The 22,267-nt window shown below is 48.2% G+C and carries 20 protein-coding genes; 11 read left to right on the forward strand and 9 right to left on the reverse strand.

The window, feature by feature from the left end; all coding sequences use genetic code 11:
- Window positions 1-585: 585 nt before the first annotated feature.
- A complete protein-coding gene (locus tag Q0460_RS03670) occupies window positions 586-1,572 on the reverse strand; it encodes an amidohydrolase family protein (protein WP_297949821.1) in 987 nt (328 codons plus the stop codon).
- A 218-nt stretch (window positions 1,573-1,790) separates the two neighbouring features.
- Between Q0460_RS03670 and Q0460_RS03675 the strand changes: the two genes are divergently transcribed.
- The 3 genes from Q0460_RS03675 to Q0460_RS03685 all read left to right on the forward strand — a co-directional run bounded on the left by Q0460_RS03675 (window position 1,791) and on the right by Q0460_RS03685 (window position 5,106).
- Window positions 1,791-2,231 carry a GNAT family N-acetyltransferase gene (locus Q0460_RS03675; RefSeq protein ID WP_005870135.1) on the forward strand — a complete coding sequence of 147 codons (441 nt, stop codon included), beginning with the start codon at window positions 1,791-1,793 and terminating at the stop codon, window positions 2,229-2,231.
- A gap of 305 nt (window positions 2,232-2,536) precedes the next feature.
- Window positions 2,537-3,859 carry an MATE family efflux transporter gene (locus Q0460_RS03680; RefSeq protein WP_299085019.1) on the forward strand — a complete coding sequence of 441 codons (1,323 nt, stop codon included), beginning with the start codon at window positions 2,537-2,539 and terminating at the stop codon, window positions 3,857-3,859.
- A complete protein-coding gene (locus Q0460_RS03685) occupies window positions 3,835-5,106 on the forward strand; it encodes a M48 family metallopeptidase (RefSeq protein WP_299085022.1) in 1,272 nt (423 codons plus the stop codon). Before Q0460_RS03680 ends, Q0460_RS03685 begins: the two co-directional genes overlap by 25 nt.
- A gap of 175 nt (window positions 5,107-5,281) precedes the next feature.
- Here the strand turns inward: Q0460_RS03685 and Q0460_RS03690 are convergent, their stop codons facing one another.
- From Q0460_RS03690 to dnaJ, 3 genes are all read right to left on the reverse strand, one after another.
- The gene (locus Q0460_RS03690; RefSeq protein WP_299085025.1) at window positions 5,282-5,722 is read right to left on the reverse strand and encodes a hypothetical protein; all 441 of its coding nucleotides are present in this window, start codon (window positions 5,720-5,722) and stop codon (window positions 5,282-5,284) included.
- 214 nt (window positions 5,723-5,936) lie between these two features.
- Window positions 5,937-7,178 (reverse strand): hypothetical protein, encoded by a 1,242-nt coding sequence (locus Q0460_RS03695; protein ID WP_299085028.1) that lies wholly within the window; start codon window positions 7,176-7,178, stop codon window positions 5,937-5,939.
- A 227-nt stretch (window positions 7,179-7,405) separates the two neighbouring features.
- Window positions 7,406-8,497 carry a molecular chaperone DnaJ gene (gene dnaJ / locus Q0460_RS03700; RefSeq protein ID WP_299085030.1) on the reverse strand — a complete coding sequence of 364 codons (1,092 nt, stop codon included), beginning with the start codon at window positions 8,495-8,497 and terminating at the stop codon, window positions 7,406-7,408.
- Between the two features lie 130 nt (window positions 8,498-8,627).
- On the opposite strand from dnaJ, the gene Q0460_RS03705 reads away from it, so the two are divergent.
- The 7 genes from Q0460_RS03705 (at window position 8,628) to Q0460_RS03735 (ending at window position 16,007) form a co-directional block, all read left to right on the forward strand.
- Window positions 8,628-9,299, forward strand: coding sequence for a response regulator transcription factor (locus Q0460_RS03705; RefSeq protein ID WP_005870149.1), 672 nt, complete (start codon window positions 8,628-8,630; stop codon window positions 9,297-9,299).
- Window positions 9,296-10,537: an ArsS family sensor histidine kinase gene (locus Q0460_RS03710; protein ID WP_295153002.1), complete on the forward strand. Its 1,242-nt coding sequence runs from the start codon at window positions 9,296-9,298 to the stop codon at window positions 10,535-10,537. Before Q0460_RS03705 ends, Q0460_RS03710 begins: the two co-directional genes overlap by 4 nt.
- Complete coding sequence (gene recR, locus Q0460_RS03715; RefSeq protein WP_299085034.1) at window positions 10,534-11,103, forward strand: recombination mediator RecR; 570 nt, start codon at window positions 10,534-10,536, stop codon at window positions 11,101-11,103. The genes Q0460_RS03710 and recR overlap by 4 nt, the downstream gene beginning before the upstream one ends.
- Window positions 11,104-11,193: 90 nt before the next feature.
- On the forward strand, window positions 11,194-11,388 hold the full coding sequence (locus Q0460_RS03720) for a hypothetical protein (protein WP_299085037.1): 195 nt from the start codon (window positions 11,194-11,196) through the stop codon (window positions 11,386-11,388).
- Window positions 11,389-11,622: 234 nt separating this feature from the next.
- A complete protein-coding gene (gene murC / locus Q0460_RS03725; RefSeq protein ID WP_299085040.1) occupies window positions 11,623-12,930 on the forward strand; it encodes a UDP-N-acetylmuramate--L-alanine ligase in 1,308 nt (435 codons plus the stop codon).
- A 61-nt stretch (window positions 12,931-12,991) separates the two neighbouring features.
- Complete coding sequence (locus Q0460_RS03730) at window positions 12,992-13,810, forward strand: hypothetical protein (RefSeq protein ID WP_299085041.1); 819 nt, start codon at window positions 12,992-12,994, stop codon at window positions 13,808-13,810.
- Window positions 13,800-16,007 (forward strand): endonuclease MutS2, encoded by a 2,208-nt coding sequence (locus tag Q0460_RS03735; protein ID WP_299085043.1) that lies wholly within the window; start codon window positions 13,800-13,802, stop codon window positions 16,005-16,007. The genes Q0460_RS03730 and Q0460_RS03735 overlap by 11 nt, the downstream gene beginning before the upstream one ends.
- A 587-nt stretch (window positions 16,008-16,594) precedes the next feature.
- Here the strand turns inward: Q0460_RS03735 and Q0460_RS03740 are convergent.
- From Q0460_RS03740 to ciaB, 5 genes are all read right to left on the reverse strand, one after another.
- Window positions 16,595-17,272, reverse strand: coding sequence for a hypothetical protein (locus Q0460_RS03740; RefSeq protein WP_299085045.1), 678 nt, complete (start codon window positions 17,270-17,272; stop codon window positions 16,595-16,597).
- Window positions 17,273-18,221: 949 nt separating this feature from the next.
- Window positions 18,222-18,512: a hypothetical protein gene (locus tag Q0460_RS03745; protein ID WP_299085048.1), complete on the reverse strand. Its 291-nt coding sequence runs from the start codon at window positions 18,510-18,512 to the stop codon at window positions 18,222-18,224.
- Between the two features lie 261 nt (window positions 18,513-18,773).
- Window positions 18,774-18,986: a hypothetical protein gene (locus Q0460_RS03750; RefSeq protein ID WP_299085051.1), complete on the reverse strand. Its 213-nt coding sequence runs from the start codon at window positions 18,984-18,986 to the stop codon at window positions 18,774-18,776.
- Window positions 18,987-19,021: 35 nt separating this feature from the next.
- Window positions 19,022-19,570: an SDR family NAD(P)-dependent oxidoreductase gene (locus Q0460_RS03755; RefSeq protein ID WP_299085054.1), complete on the reverse strand. Its 549-nt coding sequence runs from the start codon at window positions 19,568-19,570 to the stop codon at window positions 19,022-19,024.
- A 47-nt stretch (window positions 19,571-19,617) separates the two neighbouring features.
- The gene (ciaB, locus tag Q0460_RS03760) at window positions 19,618-21,435 is read right to left on the reverse strand and encodes an invasion protein CiaB (RefSeq protein WP_299085057.1); all 1,818 of its coding nucleotides are present in this window, start codon (window positions 21,433-21,435) and stop codon (window positions 19,618-19,620) included.
- Window positions 21,436-21,619: 184 nt separating this feature from the next.
- Between ciaB and Q0460_RS03765 the strand changes: the two genes are divergently transcribed.
- Window positions 21,620-22,039, forward strand: coding sequence for an acyl-CoA thioesterase (locus Q0460_RS03765; RefSeq protein ID WP_295153100.1), 420 nt, complete (start codon window positions 21,620-21,622; stop codon window positions 22,037-22,039).
- Window positions 22,040-22,267 lie beyond the last annotated feature (228 nt).

Here is a 22,267-nt window from a genome sequence, read left to right on the forward strand (position 1 = left end):
TGCAATGCAGATTTCAGGCGGGATGTCGCTAAATTTTTGTAGGTTGTGCTAGCGGTTTAAAACTTAGAGCGAGCCGTCATCATAAAATTTAAAACAAATTATGTCGCAGCTAGGATTAGCGCGCCTGCAAGCTAAATTTAAACAGCAGCGCGTCGCAGTGTATGATCTCGTCGTTTCATTTAGTGCACCTACGAGCTAAATTTACCGCTGAAATTTCAAAATTTACACTGCGCCAAAGAGCGCTTTGGTGCTACGATACGCGCCGCTAGGTTTAAATTTTAAAATTTAGCGTCGGACAGGCGTACCAAGCCGGTACCTGCCGAATTTGCGGCGGAGGAATTTGCAGAATTTTGCGAATTACCGTTTGCGGAATTCGTCCTGCGAAATTCCGCGGCGCATGCTTCATTATCAGCTCTCTACTGAGCGCTTTGCCCGACGCACGTTTCGCCTTTTCTCTCGCTATACAGACAGCGCCGACCACTCCATTACTCGCGCTCACTATGTCATTTGCTACATTTGCTCGGAACCAACTGCGAAAAGCTGCAAATGCACCGAATTCTAACCGCACGCCCTAAATTTCGCCGTCTACGCAAAGGGCAGAATTTTTTTGTAATTGCTCCACAGCTCGCTATCCTCGCCGAAATACGCGAGCAGTCCGCGCGCGTTGCGATCGAAAGGGTTGGGCTCTTTATGCAGCGCGATACGCTGCGACAGGCGCAGATCGTAGGTGTTATATATCGCAGAATACGGCACCGGAAAGTCCGAAGCGTAAAGCAGACGCGAGTGCACGTCCGTTTGGCTCGCCAGATGCGGCAGAGCCTTGGCGCGCACCGGCGTCATAAGCGCGGAAACGTCGGCGTAGAGGTTTTTGTGCGTGCGCAGAAGCGCCAGAAGCGCGAAATAATCGTGTCCGAAATTTCGCGGGCGGCGCGAGAGCGCACGAAAAATATGCGAATACTCGTAGTTAATCGCCATGTGTGCGCACACCGTCGTAACGCCCAGCTCAAGCGGCGCATAAATCATCTCCAGCGCCTCGCAGCGGCGAGTGCTCGGCACCGAGCTTTCGTTGCCGACGTGGATCACCAGTGGCAAGCCTAGCTTGGCGAGCTTTTCAAAATACGGCACGTAGCGAGGTAGCCTCGTATCCAGATCCCAATAGTTTTGTAAAAATTTCGCCCCCTTAAATCCTAGCTCGAAGCAGCGATCGATCTCATCTAGCGCGTCCGCTCGCTTTGGATTGATGCTAAAAAACGGCACGATGAGATCAGGGTTTTTTTGATAAATTTCAAACACGCTGTCGTTGTCCGCGCAGACAGTCTTATCGCGATGGATTAGCTCGCCCGCGTCGCTAAATTTAGCATCCACGCCGAAAAGCACCGCCTTTTTAACGTATTTCGAAGCTCTAAGCCCGCCTAGAAGAGCGTCCACATAGGCTTCATAGGGCTCTTTGATCGCGCGCGATACGTCTATGCCGAAGCGCCTGCCGAAAAGGCGCAGCGCGAGCCTGTCGTAAGGGCGATCGAAGCGCACCTCCTTGCTTAGCAGATGGACGTGAAAATCAAGCGTTTGCATCGGGGATCCTTGGGAAAATTTTGCCGAGTTTATATCAAATTGCGGTAAATGGTTAGAATTTTAAATTTGGGTTTAAATTTACGCACCGCGCCTTGCCTCGCCTTTAAATTTTAAAATTTAAACCTCGCCGCAAGAGCCGCTAATTGATATTTAATGCCGTTTTAAAGCTACGGCGATATACTTGCGATTTGAAAAGCTATTTCAATTAAGGAGCGAAGATGGAGTTTGAAATTTTAGAAAATTCCGCCGATTTTAAGCCTAGCGATCTGAATGAGATAATGGTATCGATCGGCTGGGATACGGAGCAAAACGCAGCCTCCGTGCCGCCGCACGAGACATACAGAGTGTGGCGCACCTATGATTACGTGGCGATCGCCAAAACGCAGGGCAAGACCGTGGGGGTGCTGGAGGCGTTTTGCGACCGCGACAACTTCGCTACGAGCTATCTTTACTGCGTGATAGTTCATAAGGATTATCAAAGGCGCGGTATCGGCACGGCGCTCGTGAATGCCTTTAATAAACGCTTTGCGCACACTACCACCTTTGTCGTTACCCCTCTGCACAAGGCTGAGGGCGCCGGAGAATTCCTACAAAAGTGCGGCTTTAAGGACGCGTCGGAGCACTTCACGGTTCATATGAGGAAGCGAAATTCGATCTAGCGGAAAGTGAAATTTACTCCAACCGGCATAAATTTAATAAAATTTCACGCGACTTTTAAATTTTAAATCGCGTGGAATTCTGCGCCGTCTTTTTACCCCTTTACTACAGATCGCTGCGCGAGATATGCGGCTACGTATGCTCTCGCTCCTCCGCGATAAATCGCCGCATATTTGCGCACGGCGCCGTAAATTCTAATTTTACGCATATCGCGCAGCGCGCGAAAACAACTCCGCTCGCCCCCCCCTGCGCAAAAGCAAACCTAAAAGAATTTTCGGCTACAATTTCCCCCAAATAAAGGCAAAATATGAAAGAAATCTCGCTACTAAGGCTCTCGCTAGCAATCTACGTCGATATGTTTTTGCGCCTAGTAACCACGTTTATCAACACCTACATGATCTCGCGCGTGGACGTCTCGCTCGTGGGCGCGCTGGGGGCGGGCAACGAGATATTTTTGCTCTTCGTCACCGTTTTCGGCTTCCTCGCCGTGGGCTGCTCGGTGCTCGTAGCGCAGGCGCTCGGGGCGAAAAACAAAGTCCTAGCCATGCGCGCGATCCACACGAGCATCGCATTCAACGCGCTAGTGGGGCTTTGCAGCGGCGTTTTCGTCTTTAGCTGCGCGCCGTTTTTACTACACGCGCTGCAGGTGCCCGCCGAGCTTTTGAGCGAAAGCGCGATCTATCTTAAGGTCATCAGCATCGTCTTTGCGATAGACGCCGTCGCGATCGTGCTTAGCGCCATCGTGCGCGTTTACGGATACGCAAATTTCATCATCGCAGTCTCCGTGGTGATGAATTTAGTAACGCTCGCGGGCAACTACGTCGTGCTCTTTCGGCCGTTCGGACTGCCGTACTACGGGCTTGAGGGCATCGGCATAAGCACCATCGCAGGGCGCATGATCGGCGTATTTTTATTCTTTCTCATCATCACAAAGGTGCTAAAGATAAAATTTTACCTCACGATGTTTTTAAAGATCAAGCTCGCCACGCTGCGCAAAATTCTATCCGTAGGGCTTCCGAGCGCTGGCGAAAACATGCTGTGGATCGTGCAGTATCTAGTCGCCTTTTCCTTCGTCGCGAGCATGGGCGAGGCGAGCCTTACCGTGCAGACGATCTATTTTCAAATTTCATCATTCATCTTCTTCGGCGGAAGCGCGATCAGTATGGCAAACGAAGTGATCGTAGGCCGCCTCGTAGGCGCCGCTAAGCCGCAGGAGGCATACCGACACACTTTTACCGCACTGCGCTTCGGGCTCGGGGCGACGGCGCTTTTCGTCGCGATCGTGTTTTTAGCGCGCGAGCAGATTATGGAGCTACTGAGCCTAAACGAGGCACACAAGCAGGTCATGCGGCCGCTTTTTTACCTCACACTGGGGCTTGAGTTCGGACGGACGCTTAATATCGTCTTCGTAAACGCCCTGCGCGCAAGCGGCGACGCGAGGTTTCCCTTTGTGATGGGCGTGATCTTTATGTGGGGCGTCTCGATCCCCGTGGGCTGGCTTTTGGGCATTCATCTGGGGTATGGAATTTTGGGCGTTTGGATCGGGTTTTTCTGCGACGAGTGGCTGCGCGGCAGCGCTAATACGGCGCGATGGATAAGTAAAAAATGGCAGAGCAAAAAGTTAGTCTAAATTTGCTAGGCCTGCCGATCAGTCTGCGCTTTAAGCGGATGAAATACGCGCGCATCCGCATCAATAAAGAGTGCGAGATCAGCGTCAGCGTGCCGCGCTCCTACACCGCAGCGCAGGCAGAAAATTTCATCCTAAAGCACGAAAGCTGGATCCGCCAGACGCTAGAGCGACTGCGAAGCAAGCTACTAGCGAGCGATCAGGTTAGAATTTTAGGCAAAATTTACAAGCTGAAATTTAGCCGCGAGGTCGAGCTCGGTACAAACTGCGGCGCAGATGAAGTTTTATGTAATGACAGCGAGCGGAGCCGCGTAGATGACGATGCGAGCGACGGCACAGGCGGTGGCACGGGAAGTGAAATTTTAAAATTTCGCTCGGGCGAACGCACTTCGCAAAGTGGTGCGGCGGGTGAGAATTTGAAATTTAACCTACCTGGCGATGCAGCGCAAGGGCTCTCGCAACAGAGCGAAATGCGACAAGGCGGCGGGTTTATAAATACTGCAACGCAAAATGTTTTCGAGCAATCCTGCGGCGAAAATTTAAAATTTCATTCAGACGGGTGCGTTTCGCAAAGTAGCAATGTGGGCAAATTTAACTCCGCTTCAAGCGGTGAAATTTTAAAATTTAACCCTGCCGCAAGAGGCGAAATTTTAAAATTTAAACCTGTCGCGGGTGAGAGAATTTCAAATTTTAAACCCGCTGCAAGCGGAGAAATTTTAAATTTTAACTCTGTCAAGGGCGAAGACATTCCGTTCGTGAGCGAAAGAACTTCAAAAGCCGCGAGCGAAAACGTGCCGCAAAATGTAGCACAAAGCGTGCAAGCAGCGGAGCGCGACGAGCCCGATTTTACGATCAAAAATTTTATCCAAAGCTCTAAATTTAAAGATAAAATTTTTATGTCACGAGACGTGATCTTTTGCGAGAGCGAGAGCGAGTTTGCGGCGTTTAAAAAGGCCTTTGCGCTTGAGCTTTATCTGCGCTATATCGCGAAATTTTCCCCGCGGATAGGTCGCAAGATCGCGCGGGTGCGGATGCGCAAAATGCAGACGCGCTGGGGCAGCTGCAACCACGCCAAGGGCTATCTCAACTTCTCGCTAAGCCTGATAGAGCAGGATCGGCGCTTCGTCGAATACGTCGTGCTGCACGAGCTCGCGCACCTCATCCACGCAAACCACGGAGCGGATTTTTACGCGCTCATCGCGCAGATCATGCCCGATTTTAGGGCACGTATCAAGCTAGGCAAGGGCTAGTTCGCGAACGGGGCGCTCGTTTAAATTTTGCGTCACTGCGGCACAATTTTTACAGTCGATAAATTTCAACCGATCCTTCACCCCTCTTCCGCCCCACGCTGTAGCAGGCCGTAGCCCGGTCCGAATTTGCGCGGCACAGGCGGCGAAATTTCGCAAATTTTCGCGGATCCAAACGCTAATCTAAAGCCGCAAATTCCACGTATTTCTCCATGGCAACCAACAGAAGCCAGCGCGCGGTAGGGCTGAAAAAATAATGGTGTTCTGGGACCTGCTCCATTATAAATTTTAAAAAATCGTAAAAATATTCGGGCGCAAATTTAACCTCGGCGCTCGTTAAACTATCGCCCAGATAGCAGATTTCGCCGCCTAAAATCCTCTCTTTTGCCACGGGGTTTGCGTCTATGAAGCTCTTAGCATCAGCAAAGCTCAGGCAGTCCGCGGTCGCGTAATCTTTTAAATCCCGCAAGACGGGCTTGGAGCCGATGAGGGCGAAATTTTCCTCTATAAATTTCACTCCGCCCTCGCTCACCCGCCAGCGATCGCCCAAGCTCGATAAAAACGCAAACATCCCATCATCTGCGGATCTGAAATTCGCAGGTTCGTTTTTACGATCCATTTTCGTCCTTTTTAAATTCATAGTTGCTTTTATTTTGAAATTTTTACGATAAAGAACAGAAAATATGTTTGATTTAATCTTTTTAAAATCATTATATTAAATTAGGCTAATCAAGGTTTTCCGAGCTCTTTTTATTTCAAGCGAAATCCTTTACCGCCCTTTAAAATTCAACCAATTCAAATAATCGTTCTTTCTTTATTTTTTTGAACTTTATTTATTTGTTATCATCAGTGAACTGCTCTTTGACAAGATCTTTGATATCGCTTTTAATACTTTTAGTATCAACTATTGAATCCTCACCCAGCTTCTGAAATTTTTCTTTATCTGCCTTCGTATATTCCTGTTCATCATCATATTTTTTTGTGATCAACCGAATCATCTTGCGACGCAAAAACTTCTCATCTCTAATATTTGACCTCTCTTTGATCCACCCAATTAGTAATACCATCAACATTATAAAACCAATATAACCTAGAATTGGATACATAATCGATACTAATTTTTTAAAGCCCATAAAGGATAATATATACCCTACAACTACGGTGCCAATCATAATTGGATAAAAACGTTTTGATTGATTAGATGAGAAACGTTTTGCTAAGGCATAGAATAAACTGAAAGCAGTATTAAAGATCAAGCCGAAGATAACAAGTGCATACACAAACGCAAATGCAGGGTGAATCTGTTTGGCAATAGCCAACATAGGAATATCAACAGTCGTTGCAAGTTTTACATTTGCATATAAGATACAGGTTGTAACTGTGATGATAATACCGATTATAAATCCACCCAAAGTACCACCTTTTTCTGCTACACCAATCCTCATAATGGATCCCCCTAATACAAAAGCCATTGATACACCTGTCATAACGCAGAGCGAAAAATAATTCAGAACAGAAAACCAGATATTTGGCATTGGAGTAGAGATTGTATTTGCAATTGTTTCTAATTCTTTAAAATCAAAGCGTTGACTTGCAAAGGTATACACTGCCATAATCATAATCATGATAAAAATAATAGGCGTAAATATTCCGATCACATTCGTGATTTTTTCAAAATTAAGAAAGCTAACAAGGATTATCAATACGGCACATAGGAGTGCTCCTGACCAGAATGGCATGCCAAATTGCTGATTAAGATTTGATCCAGCCCCGGCAATCATGACAAAACCTACCACAAAACAGCAAATAATTAAAGAAATATCAAGAATTTTATTAGTGATAGATCCAGCAATTTGTGAAAGAACTTCAAAGTGATCATTGGATCTAAAATAACTACCGAATGTAATAATGATTTTACCAAAGACGGCATTGAGGATACCAAGAATAACGGCTCCAAGAATACCCCATTTGCCAAAACTGACGAAATATTGCATCAGATCCTGACCGGACGATAATCCAGCACCGACAATAACCCCAACATATGCTAACGCTACATTTAAAATTTGTTTTAACATCATCCTACCTCTTAATTATAAAAAATTTTAATTTGCTTTACTAATATTAAGAATCTTTAAATTTAAATAATATTAAATGCTAATTAAATTTTATCCAAATAATGACACGAAATTTACACCGAAATTACATCCAAACTCTTAGCGAGATTCCAAGCGAAAATCCCGTACTTTGGTGAATAAAACCGCAAGACCACCGCTCAAAACAGATCAAGGCAAATCAAGGCAATTTACTTGAAAAAATTCTTGATCTTATCGAGTATCCCCTCGTCGTCTCCGCCCTTGCTGCCGAAGCTTTCTTGAAGCTCGCGCAAAAGCGCCTCTTGCTTCTCATTCAATTTTTTAGGCGTCTGGACGTTTACCTGCACGATCAGATCGCCGTTTTTCTTGGTGCGGATATTCGGCGCGCCCTCGCCGTAGATCGTGAAGCGCTGCTTGTCCTTCGTGCCTACTTTGAGCTTCAGCTCTGCCTTGCCGCGCGGCGTCGGCACCTCTATGCTCTCGCCCAAGATCGCCTGCGTGAAAAATACCGGCACCTCGATATACAGGTCGTCTCCGTCGCGCAGGAAGTGGCTGTCTTCCTTAACGCGCACTATCACGTACAGATCCCCGATCTCGCCGGTTTTGGAGACGTTGCCTTTGCCGCTTAGGCGCACGCGCTGTCCGTCGTCTATGCCTGCAGGAATGTCAAATTTAAGGCTCACGTCCTCTTCGGTAAAGCCCCTGCCGCCGCAATCCTTACACCTGTCTTTTACGATCTCACCCGTGCCGCCGCAAGCGGAGCAGCTTTGGATAAAGCTCATATATCCGCGCCTGACCGCGACGCGCCCGGTGCCGCCGCAAGCGGAGCAGGTGTGTCTTTTTTTGTCCTTCGAGCCGGTAGCGTCGCAGGCGGAGCACGGCTTTTTGATCTTGTATTTTATCTCCTTGTGAACGCCCTCTAAAGCCTCTTTAAACTCCAGCGTTACGGCTAGTTCGGTATCTATGCCGTATGGATCGCTAGGGCGTGAACGACCGCCTCCACTGAATGCTTGCTCGAAAAAATCGCCGAAAATAGAGCTAAAATCAAATCCTCCGCCGCTCGCGCCGCCGTATGCGCCGCTGATGCCCTCTTTGCCGTAGCGATCATACATCCTGCGCTTTTGATCGTCGCTTAAAATTTGATACGCTTCGTTGATCTTTTTAAATTTCTCCTCCGACTCCTTGTCGCCTTGGTTGCGGTCGGGATGGAATTCCAAAGCGAGCTTTCGAAACGCCTTTTTTATCGTCTCGGCGTCCGCATCGCGCGCCACGCCTAAAATTTCATAATAATCTTCTTCCACGAAATTCTCCTTAAGCTATAACAAAAGGGGCAATTTTATCTAAATTTAATAAAACTCAAGTTAAGACTTAACTATTTTTATGTATAATGCAATATTTAAAATTTCAAATCAACGATGCAAAGGATAAAAAATGATAAATGTATTGATGATAGAAGACGACAGCGAGTTCGCACAGCTTCTAACCGAATATCTGGCTAAATTTAACATCCAAGTTACAAACTTCGAAGACCCGTATCTGGGCATTAGCGCTGGGATCAAAAACTACGATCTGCTGATTTTGGATCTTACGCTTCCGGGGATGGACGGACTTGAAGTCTGCAAAGAGATCCGCGAGAAATACGATATCCCGATCATCATAAGCTCTGCTAGAAGCGACGTGAGCGATCGCGTCGTAGGCCTTCAGATCGGCGCGGACGATTATCTACCCAAGCCTTATGATCCAAAAGAGATGCACGCACGCATCATGAGCCTCATCCGCCGCTATAAAAAAGCTAGCGAGAAGGAAGAAACCGCCACGGATAGCGTATTTCGTATCGACGACAAGCGCCATGAAATTTACTTCGGCGAGGAATCGCTAGTGCTAACGCCTGCGGAGTATGAAATTTTAGAATACCTAATCAAGCAGCATAGCTTTTCGGTATCTCGCGAGCAGCTCGTATACCATTGCAAGAGCCTAAAAGATAAGGATTCAAAGAGCTTAGATGTCATCATCGGACGCTTACGCACCAAAATAGGCGACAGTTCCAAAGCACCTAAGCATATCTTTTCGGTTCGCGGTATCGGCTACAAGCTCATCGGATGAAGCACTCCTTAATCACCAAAATTTCGGTTTTTTTTGTAATCGCGATCATCTTAGTCTGCGTGCTTTTTATCACGTTCGCACGGATGCAGATGAATAGAGCTCTAGGCAGCATGCAGGCTAATCAAATAAACGCGGTCAATAATCTACTTGAGCTATACAAGCGTAATGCCCCTCCCAGCGATATTGAGCGCTACTTCTCCAGCTATGGCTTGGAGCTTGTAAAAGACAAAAATATCATCCAAAACATCATCACGAGTGGTAAAATTTTTTTCGTCCAAGACACTTCTATTGGCGAGTTTAGCTCGGTCGAGTATAATAATTCGCTGTTTTTAAATATAAAAAACAACTCTTTCGTCGTGGTTTTCGAAAGCCTCGGCACGAAGAATTTAAACGATCCGCTCTGGGTCGGGTTTCTGCTTACGATGGCAGTTTTGATCTCGCTTTATTTATCGATCGTGCGAAGTTTTACGCCGCTAAAAAAACTAAGCAAAAATATCAAAAAATTCGCCCAGGGCAACTTGGACGTAAATTTAGCCGCCACGCATAGCGAGGACGAAATCGGGCAGGTCGCGCAGGAATTTAACAACGCAATCGCTAAAATTCAAGAGCTGATCCGCTCGCGCCAGCTATTTTTACGCACCATCATGCATGAGCTTAAAACCCCGATCGGCAAGGGCAGGCTCATCACCGAAATGCTCGATGACGAAACGCAAAAAGAACGGCTCGTCAATGTCTTCGAGCGGCTTGAAATTTTAATCAACGAGTTTGCCAAAATCGAGCAACTGCTCTCAAAAAGCTACTCGCTAAATTATCAGGATTATCATTTCAGCCTCATTTTAGAGCAGGTCAAAGACATGTCGATGCTCGATAACTGGGATGAGCTCATTAGCACGGATATCGAGTGCGACGCGGTGATAAACGTGGATTTCGGGCTATTTGCGCTGGCGATTAAAAATTTGATCGACAATGCCCTAAAATACTCCAGCGATAAAAAAGTCCGCATCATCTGCGATGAAAACAAAGTAAGCGTCGCCAACCGCGGCGCAGCGCTTGCGAAGTCATTCGAACACTACAAGCAGGCTTTTATCAGAAATAAAGACGAGAAAGCTACCGGCATGGGGCTTGGACTCTACATCATCGATAAAATTTGCGAGCTGCATAAATTCCGCTTCGAGTACAATTACAGCGACGGCACTCACTACTTCTCGATAGTATTTTCGCCGAAGGGCGCCATATGAGCGGCACAGACAGGTTCGAAGAGCTCGTCGCAAGCTTTGAAAAGCTTCCGGGCGTGGGCAAAAAATCCGCCCTGCGCTTTGCCTACTACGTAAGCGTGCAAAATTCCTTCCTAGGGCTAAATTTAGCGCACAATATCGAAGAGGCGGTGCGCGGACTGCACAGATGCCGCATCTGTGGTGCGGTATGCGAGGGCGAGATCTGCGAATACTGCGCCGACGAGGAGCGCGAAAGCGATAAAATTTGCATCGTCGAAAACCCAAAAGATATCTTTATTTTAGAGGGCAATAAAATTTACAACGGCCGCTACTTCGTGCTAGACGCCGCTGACGAAGATAAGATCGCGGCGCTGCGCGCCATGGTGGAGCAAAACGGCGCGAGCGAGCTGATATTTGCACTGACGCCGGGCATCAACTCCGACGGCATAATGCTTTACGTCGAAGACAAGCTCGCGGATCTGGGTTTGAAATTTACCAAGCTCGCTCAGGGCGTGCCTACGGGCGTAAGCTTAGACAACGTCGATATGCTCTCGCTAATAAAGGCGATCAACGGGCGCACCGATATTTAAAATTTCGACGAAATTTTAAATTTATGCGGGTAAATTTATGGGCTAAATTTAAAACGCAAAGCGGCGAATAGGTTTTGCCGCGGAGCCCAAATGGCGAAATTTCAGGCGTTAAATTTAAATAGTGGACGTGCGATGAACGCGATGAAATTTATAAAATTTACGCGGCTTTGGTGCGCGAAGCGATGCGGCAGGCGCGGCGGCAAATGGCGTCTCGCCCACCGCGAGGTTTTAACGGCGTTGACGCGTAAAAATTTTAAGCGCTTCCGTTTCAAAGCGGAGTTTTAAGCGCGGAATTTCGAGCGCTCAAATTTTAAAAGGCGAAATTCTAAACGGCAAATTTCGAGCGCTAAATTTTAAAAGCGGATTTTGAAAGTAGCGAGACGGGGTTGCACGACGTCGCGAGCTCGTAAAATTTAAAGGCGAATTTCAAGGCGCGGAATGGTTTAAATTTTCAAATTTCGCCGGCGCGGGATTTAAAAATTTAAACGTAATTATCTATTATAATATTTAAGGACAAAGGTGAAAAAGGTTCATTTTATCGGCATCGGCGGCATAGGCATCTCCGCATTAGCGAGATTTTTACACGAGAAAAATTTTATCATCTCAGGCTCGGATATCAAAGAGAGCGAGACGACCTACAAGCTAAGAGCTAGCGGCATGGAGATCATCACGCCGCACGACGCTTCGGCGATAAAGGATCAGGAGATCGTCATCTACTCTGCTGCGATCAAAGAGGACAATGTCGAGCTACAAGCCGCGCGCAAAAAGGGGATCGTCTGCCTCTCGCGCAAGGAGGCCCTGCCATTCGTGCTAAAAGACAAGCGCGTCTTCGCAGTCGCCGGCGCGCACGGCAAAAGTACCACGAGCGCGATAACCTCGGCGCTGATAGACGGCTCGGTCATCATAGGCGCGATCTCCAAGCAGTTCGGCTCGAATATGAAATATGAAAATAGCGAAAACATCATCTTCGAAGCCGACGAGAGCGATTCGAGCTTTTTAAATTCCAACCCCTACGTCGCAGTCGTTACCAACGCCGAGCCCGAGCATATGGATCATTACGACAACGATTTGGATAAATTTCACGCGGCGTATCGCGGCTTTTTGGAGCGCGCGAAGATCCGCGTGATAAACGCCGAGGATGAGTTTTTAAGCTCGATAAAGCTCGGCTGTATCAAGCTATTTCCTTCGCGCGACATAACGGATCTAAAGGTGCTACTGCGCGATCATCAGCCGTTTATGAGCTTTAATCTAAAAGAGCTCGGACGCTTCGAGGTTTACGGGCTCGGAAGGCACATCGCGATTGATGCGTCGCTAGCGATCCTAGCCGCGGCGTGCGAGACGGGGCTAGAGCAGATCCGCAAAAATTTACTAAATTACAAAGGGATCAAAAAGCGCTTCGACATCCTGTGCGCCACCCCAAACTTCGTGCTCATCGACGACTACGGCCACCACCCTACCGAGATCAGAGCGACACTGCAAAGCGCGCGCGAATACGCTAGCCTGCTAGGGCTCAGCAAGATCACGGCGATCTTTCAGCCGCACCGCTTCAGCAGGCTTAAGGCGAATTTAAACGCCTTTAAAGAGTGCTTTGCGGGCGTAGAAGAGCTCGTGGTGCTACCCGTTTACGCCGCGGGCGAGCCAAGTAACGGCATCGATCTAAAAGAGGAATTTAAAGGGCTTGGGGCACTTTTTACCGAGCGGGTCTTTAGAAACGGCGAGCGGATAGAATTTAGCGATATTTTCGGCGTCCGCCACATCATAAACGACGGGCTCGTGATCGGATTTGGCGCGGGCGACATCACCTATCAGCTGCGCGGAGAATTTTAAGCTTGAAAGCTCTCGCCGAATTTATGAGACAGATTCCGCTACGGGCGGGCAAGGATAAAATTTGAGATTTTTGGTGTTTATTTTCGCGTTTTTATTTATCGCGGCGATCTTTTTCGTGCGGGACGAGATTTTAAGCAAAAGGGCTAAAATCATCGCCACGGCGCTTATCGTGCTGCTGTGCGCGGGGGCGTATCTTTATGAAAGCGCGAGCGAGCGCTCCGCCAAGCTTGAGGAGGAGATGGTTTTTAAATTTAACGCAGGCGCCAGATTAAGATGCGGTGGCGCGATAAATTTCGCTTCTGAAACGCGCGGCGCGGCAAATTCCTCTCTCGAAAAACACGGCGCGGATGCGAAAAATTTGGGCGTGCAAGCCGGCGAAGCAAATTTAAACGCGCAGGACAAGACCGCTTCTGCCGCGCAAAGCTCAACCGCTCAAACGAACGAGCAGGCTTCGGTCGCGCAAATAAACGGCGCCGTCTCGGGCGGACAAAATTCCGCACAAAGCCCTACTTCGCAAAATTCTACGCAGCAGAACGATACGCAGAATCGCACGCCGCAAAATTCCGCACGCCAAGAAGGTATGCGAAGCGCTGTCTCACAAAATTCCGCGCAACGAGACGACACGCAAACCTCTAATCCCCAAGGCTCAGCGCAGAATTTTAACGCAGCCGAGCAAAATTCTATGCAAGGCCCTACAGCGCAAAATTCTAAAACTGTGCAAAATTTCGCCGCAGACAAAGAGCAAGGCTCCGCGCAGATCGTAACGCGAGAGAGCTTCACCTACTCCTTTTCGCTGGGCGCTTTCATCGCCAAAAAAAGCGCAGGCGCAGAGTTTAAAGGCAAAACCTACAAGATCAAAGAGTGCGTTTATGATCAGTGACGAACTCTTTACGCGCCTCGATTTGAGCGAGTATCTAGCCAAATTTAAAAGCTTTTTGGCGCGCGAAAAGCCGCTGTTTTTAAGCGGCGATAGTAAGCTAAATTTTGAAAAAATTTCAGAGCTTACGAAATTTGATCTGGCGCAGTGCGAGAGCGTCGCGAACCTAGACGACGCGCTGATGCGTATCTCAAAGCACGGCGTGCTTCATATCAGCGAAATTTACGAGTTTAGCAAGATCGTCCGATATTTTCTGTACCTCAAAAAACAGCCTTTTGAGGGCAAACTCGCCGCTTGGCTTGCCAAGATCGAAATTCCTGAGCCTATCGCGCAATTAAAGGATTATTTCGACGATCAGGGCGGCTTTCGCGACGCCATAGACGAGCGCTTCGGCGCGCTAAACGAGGCGTTTAAGATAAAGCGTGATGAGATCGAGCAGACGCTAAAAAGGCTGATCTATTCCAAAGCCCTTTCGCCCTATCTCGCCGACACGCAGATCCACTACATAAGCGACACCGAGGCTCTGCTGGTGCGCGGCGGCTTTAATCATGTGCTAAAAGGCAGCGTCGTGGCGCGCTCAAGCGGAGGCTATTTTTACGTGCTGCCCGATGCGATCTCGGCTCTGAAGTCCGCTCAAAGCGCGATCTTGGATAAAAAAGAGCAGATCGTATTCGAGCACTGCAAGCAGATCAGCGCAGTTTTTAATAAAAACTTAGCCTTTTTAAAATTTATAAACGCCGCCTTCGATCAGATCGATGCGCTGATTGCGCGCGCTGCAATGGCAAGAGCGAGCGATTATGAGTTCATCCTGCCTGAGCCCTCGCGCGACATCATCCTAGATAGCTTCGCCCACCCCGCGCTTAAAAATCCAAAGCGCGTGAGCGTGGAATTTAACGGCAAAATTTTACTCATTACCGGCGTGAATGCGGGCGGAAAATCGATGCTTTTAAAAAGCATTCTAAGCGCGGCGCTGCTAGCCAAATACCTCCTTCCGATGCCTATTCGCGCAAGCGGCAGCCGCATCGGCACCTTTAAGGAGTTCGAGCTCATAATGGAGGATCCGCAAAACTCCAAAAACGACATCTCGACCTTTGCGGGCAGGATGGTTGCCTTTAGCAAGCTGTTCGGGCGCAAAGAAATTCTAATCGGCGTCGATGAGATCGAGCTGGGTACCGATTTTGAGGAGGCTGCGAGCCTATACGGCGCAATGATCGAGCAGCTGATAAGCGGCGATGTGAAGATGATCATCACCACGCATCACAAGCGCCTAGCGATGCTGCTGGCGAAAGATCCGCGCGTGGAGCTGCTGGCGGCGCTTTACGACGAGAAAAACAGCGCGCCGAAATATGAGTTTTTAAAGGGCACGATCGGCAAATCCTACGCCTTTGAAACCGCGCTGCGCTACGGCATAGCGCAAAATTTGATCGCCGCGGCGCGCAAAAACTACGGTGAAAACAAGGAAAATCTGAACGAAGCGATCTCAAAAGCGATAAATTTGGAGCTTGAGCTAAAACAAAAGCTAGCCCAGATGCAGCAAAAAGAGGAGAAATTAAACGCGCTGAGCGAAGCGCTAAAAGATCAGCGCGAGCGCGCGCAAAGCGAGCTGAGAGCCGAGCTTTCAAGGCTGCAAAACGAATACTACCGTGCCATTTCGGAGGCCAAACGCAGCGTGAGCCTAAGCGACGTGCGCGAAAAGCAGCGCGCCATAAACCGCGCAAACGAGCTCGCACGGGCCGTGCAGCAGCCCGAATTTAGCGCGCCGGAGCCGCAAAGCTTCAAGGTGGGCGATCGCGTAAAATACGGAAAGATCAAGGGCGAAATTTTATCGCTCAGTAAAACCCAGGCGCTGGTGCTAAGCGACGGCATCAGGCTGCGCGTGCCGCTTAGCGAGCTAAAACGCATCGGTGCGGCGCCCGCGCCCGCAAAAAATATCAGCATCAAGATGCAAAAGCCCGCCTCCGCGTCACTTGTGCTCGATTTGCACGGCTTGCGCGCCGAGGAAGCGATCAGCAGGCTTGATAAATTCATCAGCCAAAGCCTCGTGATGGGCTTTGATGAGATCATCGTAAAGCACGGCATCGGCACGGGCAAGCTCGCGTTCGCGGTCAAGGAGTTTTTAAAATCGCACCCAAGCGTCAAGGACTTTCGCGACGGCACGCCAGCAGAAGGGGGCTTCGGCTCAACAGTCGTATCACTTTAGACTTAGGCTAGAAGGCCTTTTCGCTTCATACGCGAACGCGAACGATGCGAAATTCGCCCCATTTCATCTATGCCTTCGCCGAGGTTTGCAAAAGCACGGATGCTTTTAACGTAAAATTTCGCCGCGGAATTTGTAACTTGGCTTTTCGCTGAAATTTCATGCGACGTGAGCCGCAATAGAGAATACAGCGCGGACACAGTCCGCAGTTTAAATTTAACGCGAGCGTAGCTCGCCCCTTATAAAGCGTCGTCGGGGGTTAGGTGGGGTTTGGGGCGGGAAGGGGAGCGACCTCGCAATTCAAGCCCCCTTCCCGCCCTGAGAGAAATAGAAATTACGGCATAAATTTCACGGGCTGTGAATTTGGTGATAAATTTTATTTTGTAAGTTTCTATAAAATTTCATGGATATAACTTAGCGTCTGGGTGCATTATGCGCAATATTCGTAAGGGGGCGGCGCTCAGAGTTAGCGGGGTGCCCCCTTACCAACCCCCACCCGCGCGACGCTAGCGGTGCAGGCTACGCCTGGGCTAAATTTAAGCTGTGATTGGCGGCAAAATTTTGGCTAAAATTCTGCGCTTAGTTCGCCGTTACGCCTCGTGCATCTCCTCTACTAGGCGCTTTTTGTAGGCGCGCTTGAAATAAAACGCCCAAATTAGCGGAAATATTATCTCCAGCCCTTTCCAAAATGCAAACCCGCCATACTCTACAGGAATGGTAAAAAATCCTATGCAAACTGCATAGTAAGCAGCCACATAGCTTATCACGAAAATAATACCCCAAATTAGCACTTCGGAGCCGATCGTAACGATCCAGATCGCAATCAAATATATGAAAGCGCTTGCTAGCACGGTCGAAAAAAACCAATTCAAAACGCCTAATTTTTGATGGTCTATATCCGCGCTAAGATAGCCCACTACGCACGCGATGATACATAGGGTGCATAAGATAGCGCGTAGCATGGCTAAATATCGCAGTCCGCGGGGTTGTATCGCGCCTTCATAGTCGCTGTTTTCGCAGCTACCGCTTTGCCTGTTTTTGCTGCCGCGCCCCGCCACATAGACAAGATGCGCCCCCAACGCTATGAAACACGCACATTGAATGAAGTCCATAAATATGAAGCTGCCGAGTACATCACTTTCGCCTACATTGCCTATTAGCCTAGGCCACGAAAACTTCACTACACAAAACGTCGCCGCGAGCAAAATCGGATGTAGCGCAAGACTGCCGCTTCTTAAATCAGAGAGTAAATTTTTAAAATATCTCATGCTTTCCCCTTAAAATTCCGCGGAATTCTAAAATCTCGAAAGAACTCCGCGCATAGTCTGCTAATAGAATTTTATAATTCCCCAATGCGAAATTCTACTACTAAATTTAGAATTTTGCAGCGAGGAATTTTAAAATCAAAGTATGTAACGCAAGCCGTTAAATAAAAATGCTCGGACGCAGTCCGCATCGCTAGCATCGCGCGAACGGAGCAAAATTTTAAAAAGCCATAGAGGTGAAAAATTCCTCGCAACTCTGAGCGTCACCCTTACGAGCTATGTATGATATGCGCACAGGCGCTAACCTATACCGATAAAATTTCAAAAGACTTAAACCTTAATAAGTTAAATTTTGCCATATTAGATTTTCTGGGTATTTATTCTGGTATATTTCTTTGGGGCGGGAAGGGGCTCCTATTGCGAGGTCACACTTCTCGCGGGCGCCGCCTCCGCAGCACCGCACTGCTATGCTCGCCCACAAGCCCACCTAGCTTCCGACGACGCTTTAAGTGGTGCAGGCTACGCCTAGGCTAAATTTAAGCTGCGGCTGACGGCGTAAAATTTTAGCTGAAATTTTACGCTTAGTTCGCCGTTACGCCTCGCGCATCTCCTCTGCTAGGCGCTTTTTGTAGGCGTATCTAAAATAAGATGACAAAGCTGGCGGCCATATTAGCGCTAAACCTATCGCTAACACCACGCTAGCCCAGCGCAAGAGTACTGAAAATATTTCTGCATAGTTTGCCGTATTGATATCAAACCATGCCACTGGCATGAAGTTTTGGATTGCAATTAAATATATGAGAGCGCTTGTTAGCATGGCGGGTAAAAAATAATTCAAGACATTTAATTTTTGGTAGTTTATATCCGCGGTAAGATATCCTACCACACACGCAATAAAAATAAATGAGTATAAAGTAGCGCGCAATATTGCTAGGCGTTGTAACCCGAGAGCTTAATTGTTGGCGTTATCATCGTTTATGTTTTGATTATTTTTGTTTGAGTACCCTGCGACAAAAGCAAAATGTGCACTTATCACCACAAAGCAAACGCATTGCGTAAAATCGTAAAGTAAACAAATAGAAAACCATTCCAATATATCTAAATCATGGTAGTCTTGAAGCTTCTCACTTACCAGATAAAGCCCCGATATTCTTATTACACAAAACATTGCCGCGAGCAAAATCGGATGCAGCGCGAGCCTGCCGCTTCTTAAATCCGAAAGTAAATTTTTAAAATATCTCATGCTTTCCCTTTAAAATTCCGCGGAATTTTAAAATCCCGAAAGAACTCCGCGCATAGTCTGCGAATAGAATTTTATAATTTCTCTAATGCGGAATTCTACTACTAAATTTAGAATTTTGCGGCGAGGAATTTTAAAATTTAATACGGACGCAGATCGTACAGCTAGAGCGTTGCGTAGGTAAAGATAAATCAAAAATCCCCACGAGCAAAATTCCAAAAATTAGCGCAAGTAGGTTAAATTACAAAAGCTGCGCGAGGAAAATTAAAATATCGTAGGTACTAGTCCGCCGTCAAACCTAAGCGCCGCGCCCGAAAAGGACAATGAGTAGGGGCTTGCGACGAAAGCGACGAAGCGTCCGATCTCTTCTGGGCGGATGAACCTTTGGATTTGCGAAAGCGGGCGATGATTTTTCATAAAATCCTTCTCGCGCTCGCTTTTGGGTACGGAGCTATTTTTATACATATTTTCTAGCATCTCCTCAACACCCTCAGTTAGCGTGGAGCTGGGCATTATACGGTATTTACGGTGACGTTGGTGCCTTTAGTTAGCTTTGAGAGGCTTTTTGCCAAGGATAAATTCATCGTCTTTGTCATGCTGTATTGCGGCATTTGCCCCGATGGCATCAACGCCTCCTCGCTCGCGATGAAAACTATCCTGCCAAAATCCCTCTTTAGCATACCGGGAAGATAAAATTTACATAGCGCGTTGCCCGACATCACGTTTACGCGGAAAAATTTCTCCCAAATTTCATCCGTGATGTCAAAATACTCCATAGGCTCAAAAATTCCCATATTGTTTACGAGGATATCGACCGTCGGCAGCTTCTTAAACATCGCCTCGCTATCCGCTTCTTTTGCGATGTCGGCAGCGATACCTTCTACGCAGGCGTCTTTAAATTTAGCCGCTAGTTCGCTTACTACTCTTTGCACATCCGCTTCGCTTCTGCCGTTTATCACGACGTTCGCGCCCTCGCGAGCGAATTCTGCCGCGATAGCCTTACCGATGCCCTTAGTCGAGCCGGTAATCAAAACCTTTTTATTTTTTAAGCCTAATTCCATTTTTCTCCTTTGATTGTTTAAAATTTTAATTATCGTCTGTACTGGTTTTAGTTAAGCCACTTTGCTCGTTCATTGCTAGGATCGGTTTCGTTGCCGATCGCTTCGTAGCGCGAGTAGTAAAACTCCACAAACTCCCGCACCTGCGCCTCGCGCGGCAGATACACGCCGTCGCTAAGCTCCGCAAAGCGCGATAAAAATTCCGCCGCGTCCTTTTTATCGCAATAAAGCCGCGCCAGCTCCTCGTAGTTTTGCAAGCACGCGGCTTTGAAGCTCTCATAGCCTGCGCGGTCAAATTTAACCGCCAGCCGCCCGCGCTCAAATTTCAAAACGCCCGATGCGAAAAGCAAGCTCAGATGTATCAAAGCCTCGCAGTAGTAGGGCTTTAGCTCCTCCACTCGCTGCCACGCGATAAGGCCCACGGCGCGGCGGATCAGCTCGTCCAGCACCGGCAGGCAAAACTCCTCCTCCTCGTGTAAAAAGAAGCTCACGAGCCCGCCGGTGGTCGCCTTGTACTCCTCGATGAGCTTAAAAAGCCCCGAGCGGTTCATGCGCGCCTCGGTGTCGGCGTCGATGAAAAATATGTGCCCGAACTCATGTCCGATCGTCGATATTTCGTAGACGCGGCGCCAAATTCGCGGCTTTTTAAATAAAATTTCGCGCCCGAAATTTAGATAATCGAGAGTAAAAATTTCGCCGCTTAGCCGCATAAAAGGTCTAGCCTTGGCGCTTTCATAGACGAAATTTACGAAGGCAAAAATTTTCTTACCGCAGTTGGTGCTTACAAACTCGTCGTTGGGTACGACCTGCGCTGAAAAGAGCCCGTTCAGATCGGCGCCGTAGTAGATCAGCGGCGCGCAAACGTAAAGCTGAGTTTTGGCGATGTTTGAGAGCACGAGCGAGTGCATGACGGCACCCTTTGCGCCGATTTTTTCATACGCACGCTCAAAGCTCTTGCTTACACGCGCTTTAAATTCCTCCGCGCTGAACTCGTACGCGCCTGCAAGCCTGACGTCCCATTCCAGCGCAACTGCGTGCGTGTAGGCATCCTCGTAGTATTCAAGCGGATGGCCGATCTGAAGCGGCGTTTTTATATCCATCCACGCTATCTCCGCATCCCGCCACGCGCCGATCACCGCGCTAGCGTCCCTCTCACAAAAGGCCTGCTTGAGCTTGGACAGATACGCGACGTAAGCTAGCTCACTCTCATCTTCTGCTAGCGTTACAAGGCGCTCCAAAAGATCGCTAAATTCGCTCTGCAGCTTCGCCGTCTCATCCGCAAATGCCACGGCGTAGGGCGCCATTTGGAATTTACCGTCGCGCTGCACTATTGCGCCGTAGCAGCGCTCGCAGACCTCGCCGTGAGGCGTGCGCATAAACAGCTCCTCTTGCAGCAAAAATTCCTTCGCCTGCGCAAGCGAGCTAAATTCCTTTTCCCAGCGCTTGTTCGCGCCTTCGATGATTAGGGCTTGCCAGCTTTTTTGCATATCGCTTAGTACGAGCCCGATGCGGTGCACGCCCTTTAAAAGCTCCAGATAAAACGGCTGCAAAATCCCCTGCGCGCCTGCCTCGGCGATAAGAGCTGCGTGCATGCTCTCGTGTATTTCGCGCGTGAAATCGTACATTTTGCTCTTTAGCTCGCGCTGCTGCGCCTCATCGTAGCCTAAGCGGCGAAATTCTTGCAGTAGCGGATCCTCTTTGAGATCCACGATGCGGCGCAGTACGGCGATGCGCGCAGTATCGCTAGGCTCAAAGCCGCAGATCTCCAGCCCGCGCGTGATCAGCTCGGCGTGCGGCTCGTCGTAGAGGGCGTTTAGTCGCGCCTTAGCGCTCGCTGCCATCTCGCTAAGTTTTGCAAAATCATTCATCGCGTATCCTTTTTGTCGTTTTATCGTCTTTTTACGAGCGGAATGTGTCTGCTTCGCGAGCAAAATTCTATCCTCACATCCGCTTAAAATTTTAAAATTTCGGCATAGATTTCTGCCGATTGTATCGAAAAAGTGTTAAATTTGCGCGGTTAAAATGCGAGATTTTTAAATTTAAGGAGTAAAAATGAGCGATTTAAACTTAGACGATTTCGGCGAGCCGCGCATCAAGGTCGTAGCGCTGCCTAAGGATACGAATAGCTCGGGCAATATTTTCGGCGGCTGGATACTAGCGCAGATCGATTTAGCGGGCGCGACGGCGGCGCGCGAGATAGCGCCCGAGCGGGTCGTGACGATCTCGATGCAGGAGGTAACTTTCAAGCAGCCCGTATTTATCGGCGATGTCATCAGCTGCTACGCAAAAGTCCTAAGCGTGGGAAATACCTCTATCCGCGTGCAGATCGAGGTCGCAGCATTGCGGCTGGGCGAGGACGGATTTCGCGAGTGTCTGCACGTAACCAGCGCGATCGCAACCTACGTAAGCGTGACCAAATCAGGCCAAAAAAAGCCGATTAGCGCAGAGATCAAGCGGCTGCACGGATTTTAAAATTTCTCAGACTTTAGTTTTAGCTCAAGGAATTTTAGCGTCAAGCTTATAACGCGAAAATTCTTATGTGGGATAAGCTTGGTGCGCAGAATTTGCTGCGTAAATTTTTGCAATTTTAAACGCGGAATTTTGCTGTGTAGTATTTTGGCGGAAAACCTTGCAGACAGAATTTTAGAATTTTAGAATTTTAGAATTTTAGAATTTTAGAATTTTAGAATTTTAGAATTT

It is taken from the genome of uncultured Campylobacter sp. (assembly GCF_937980635.1).
Taxonomy (GTDB): domain Bacteria; phylum Campylobacterota; class Campylobacteria; order Campylobacterales; family Campylobacteraceae; genus Campylobacter_B.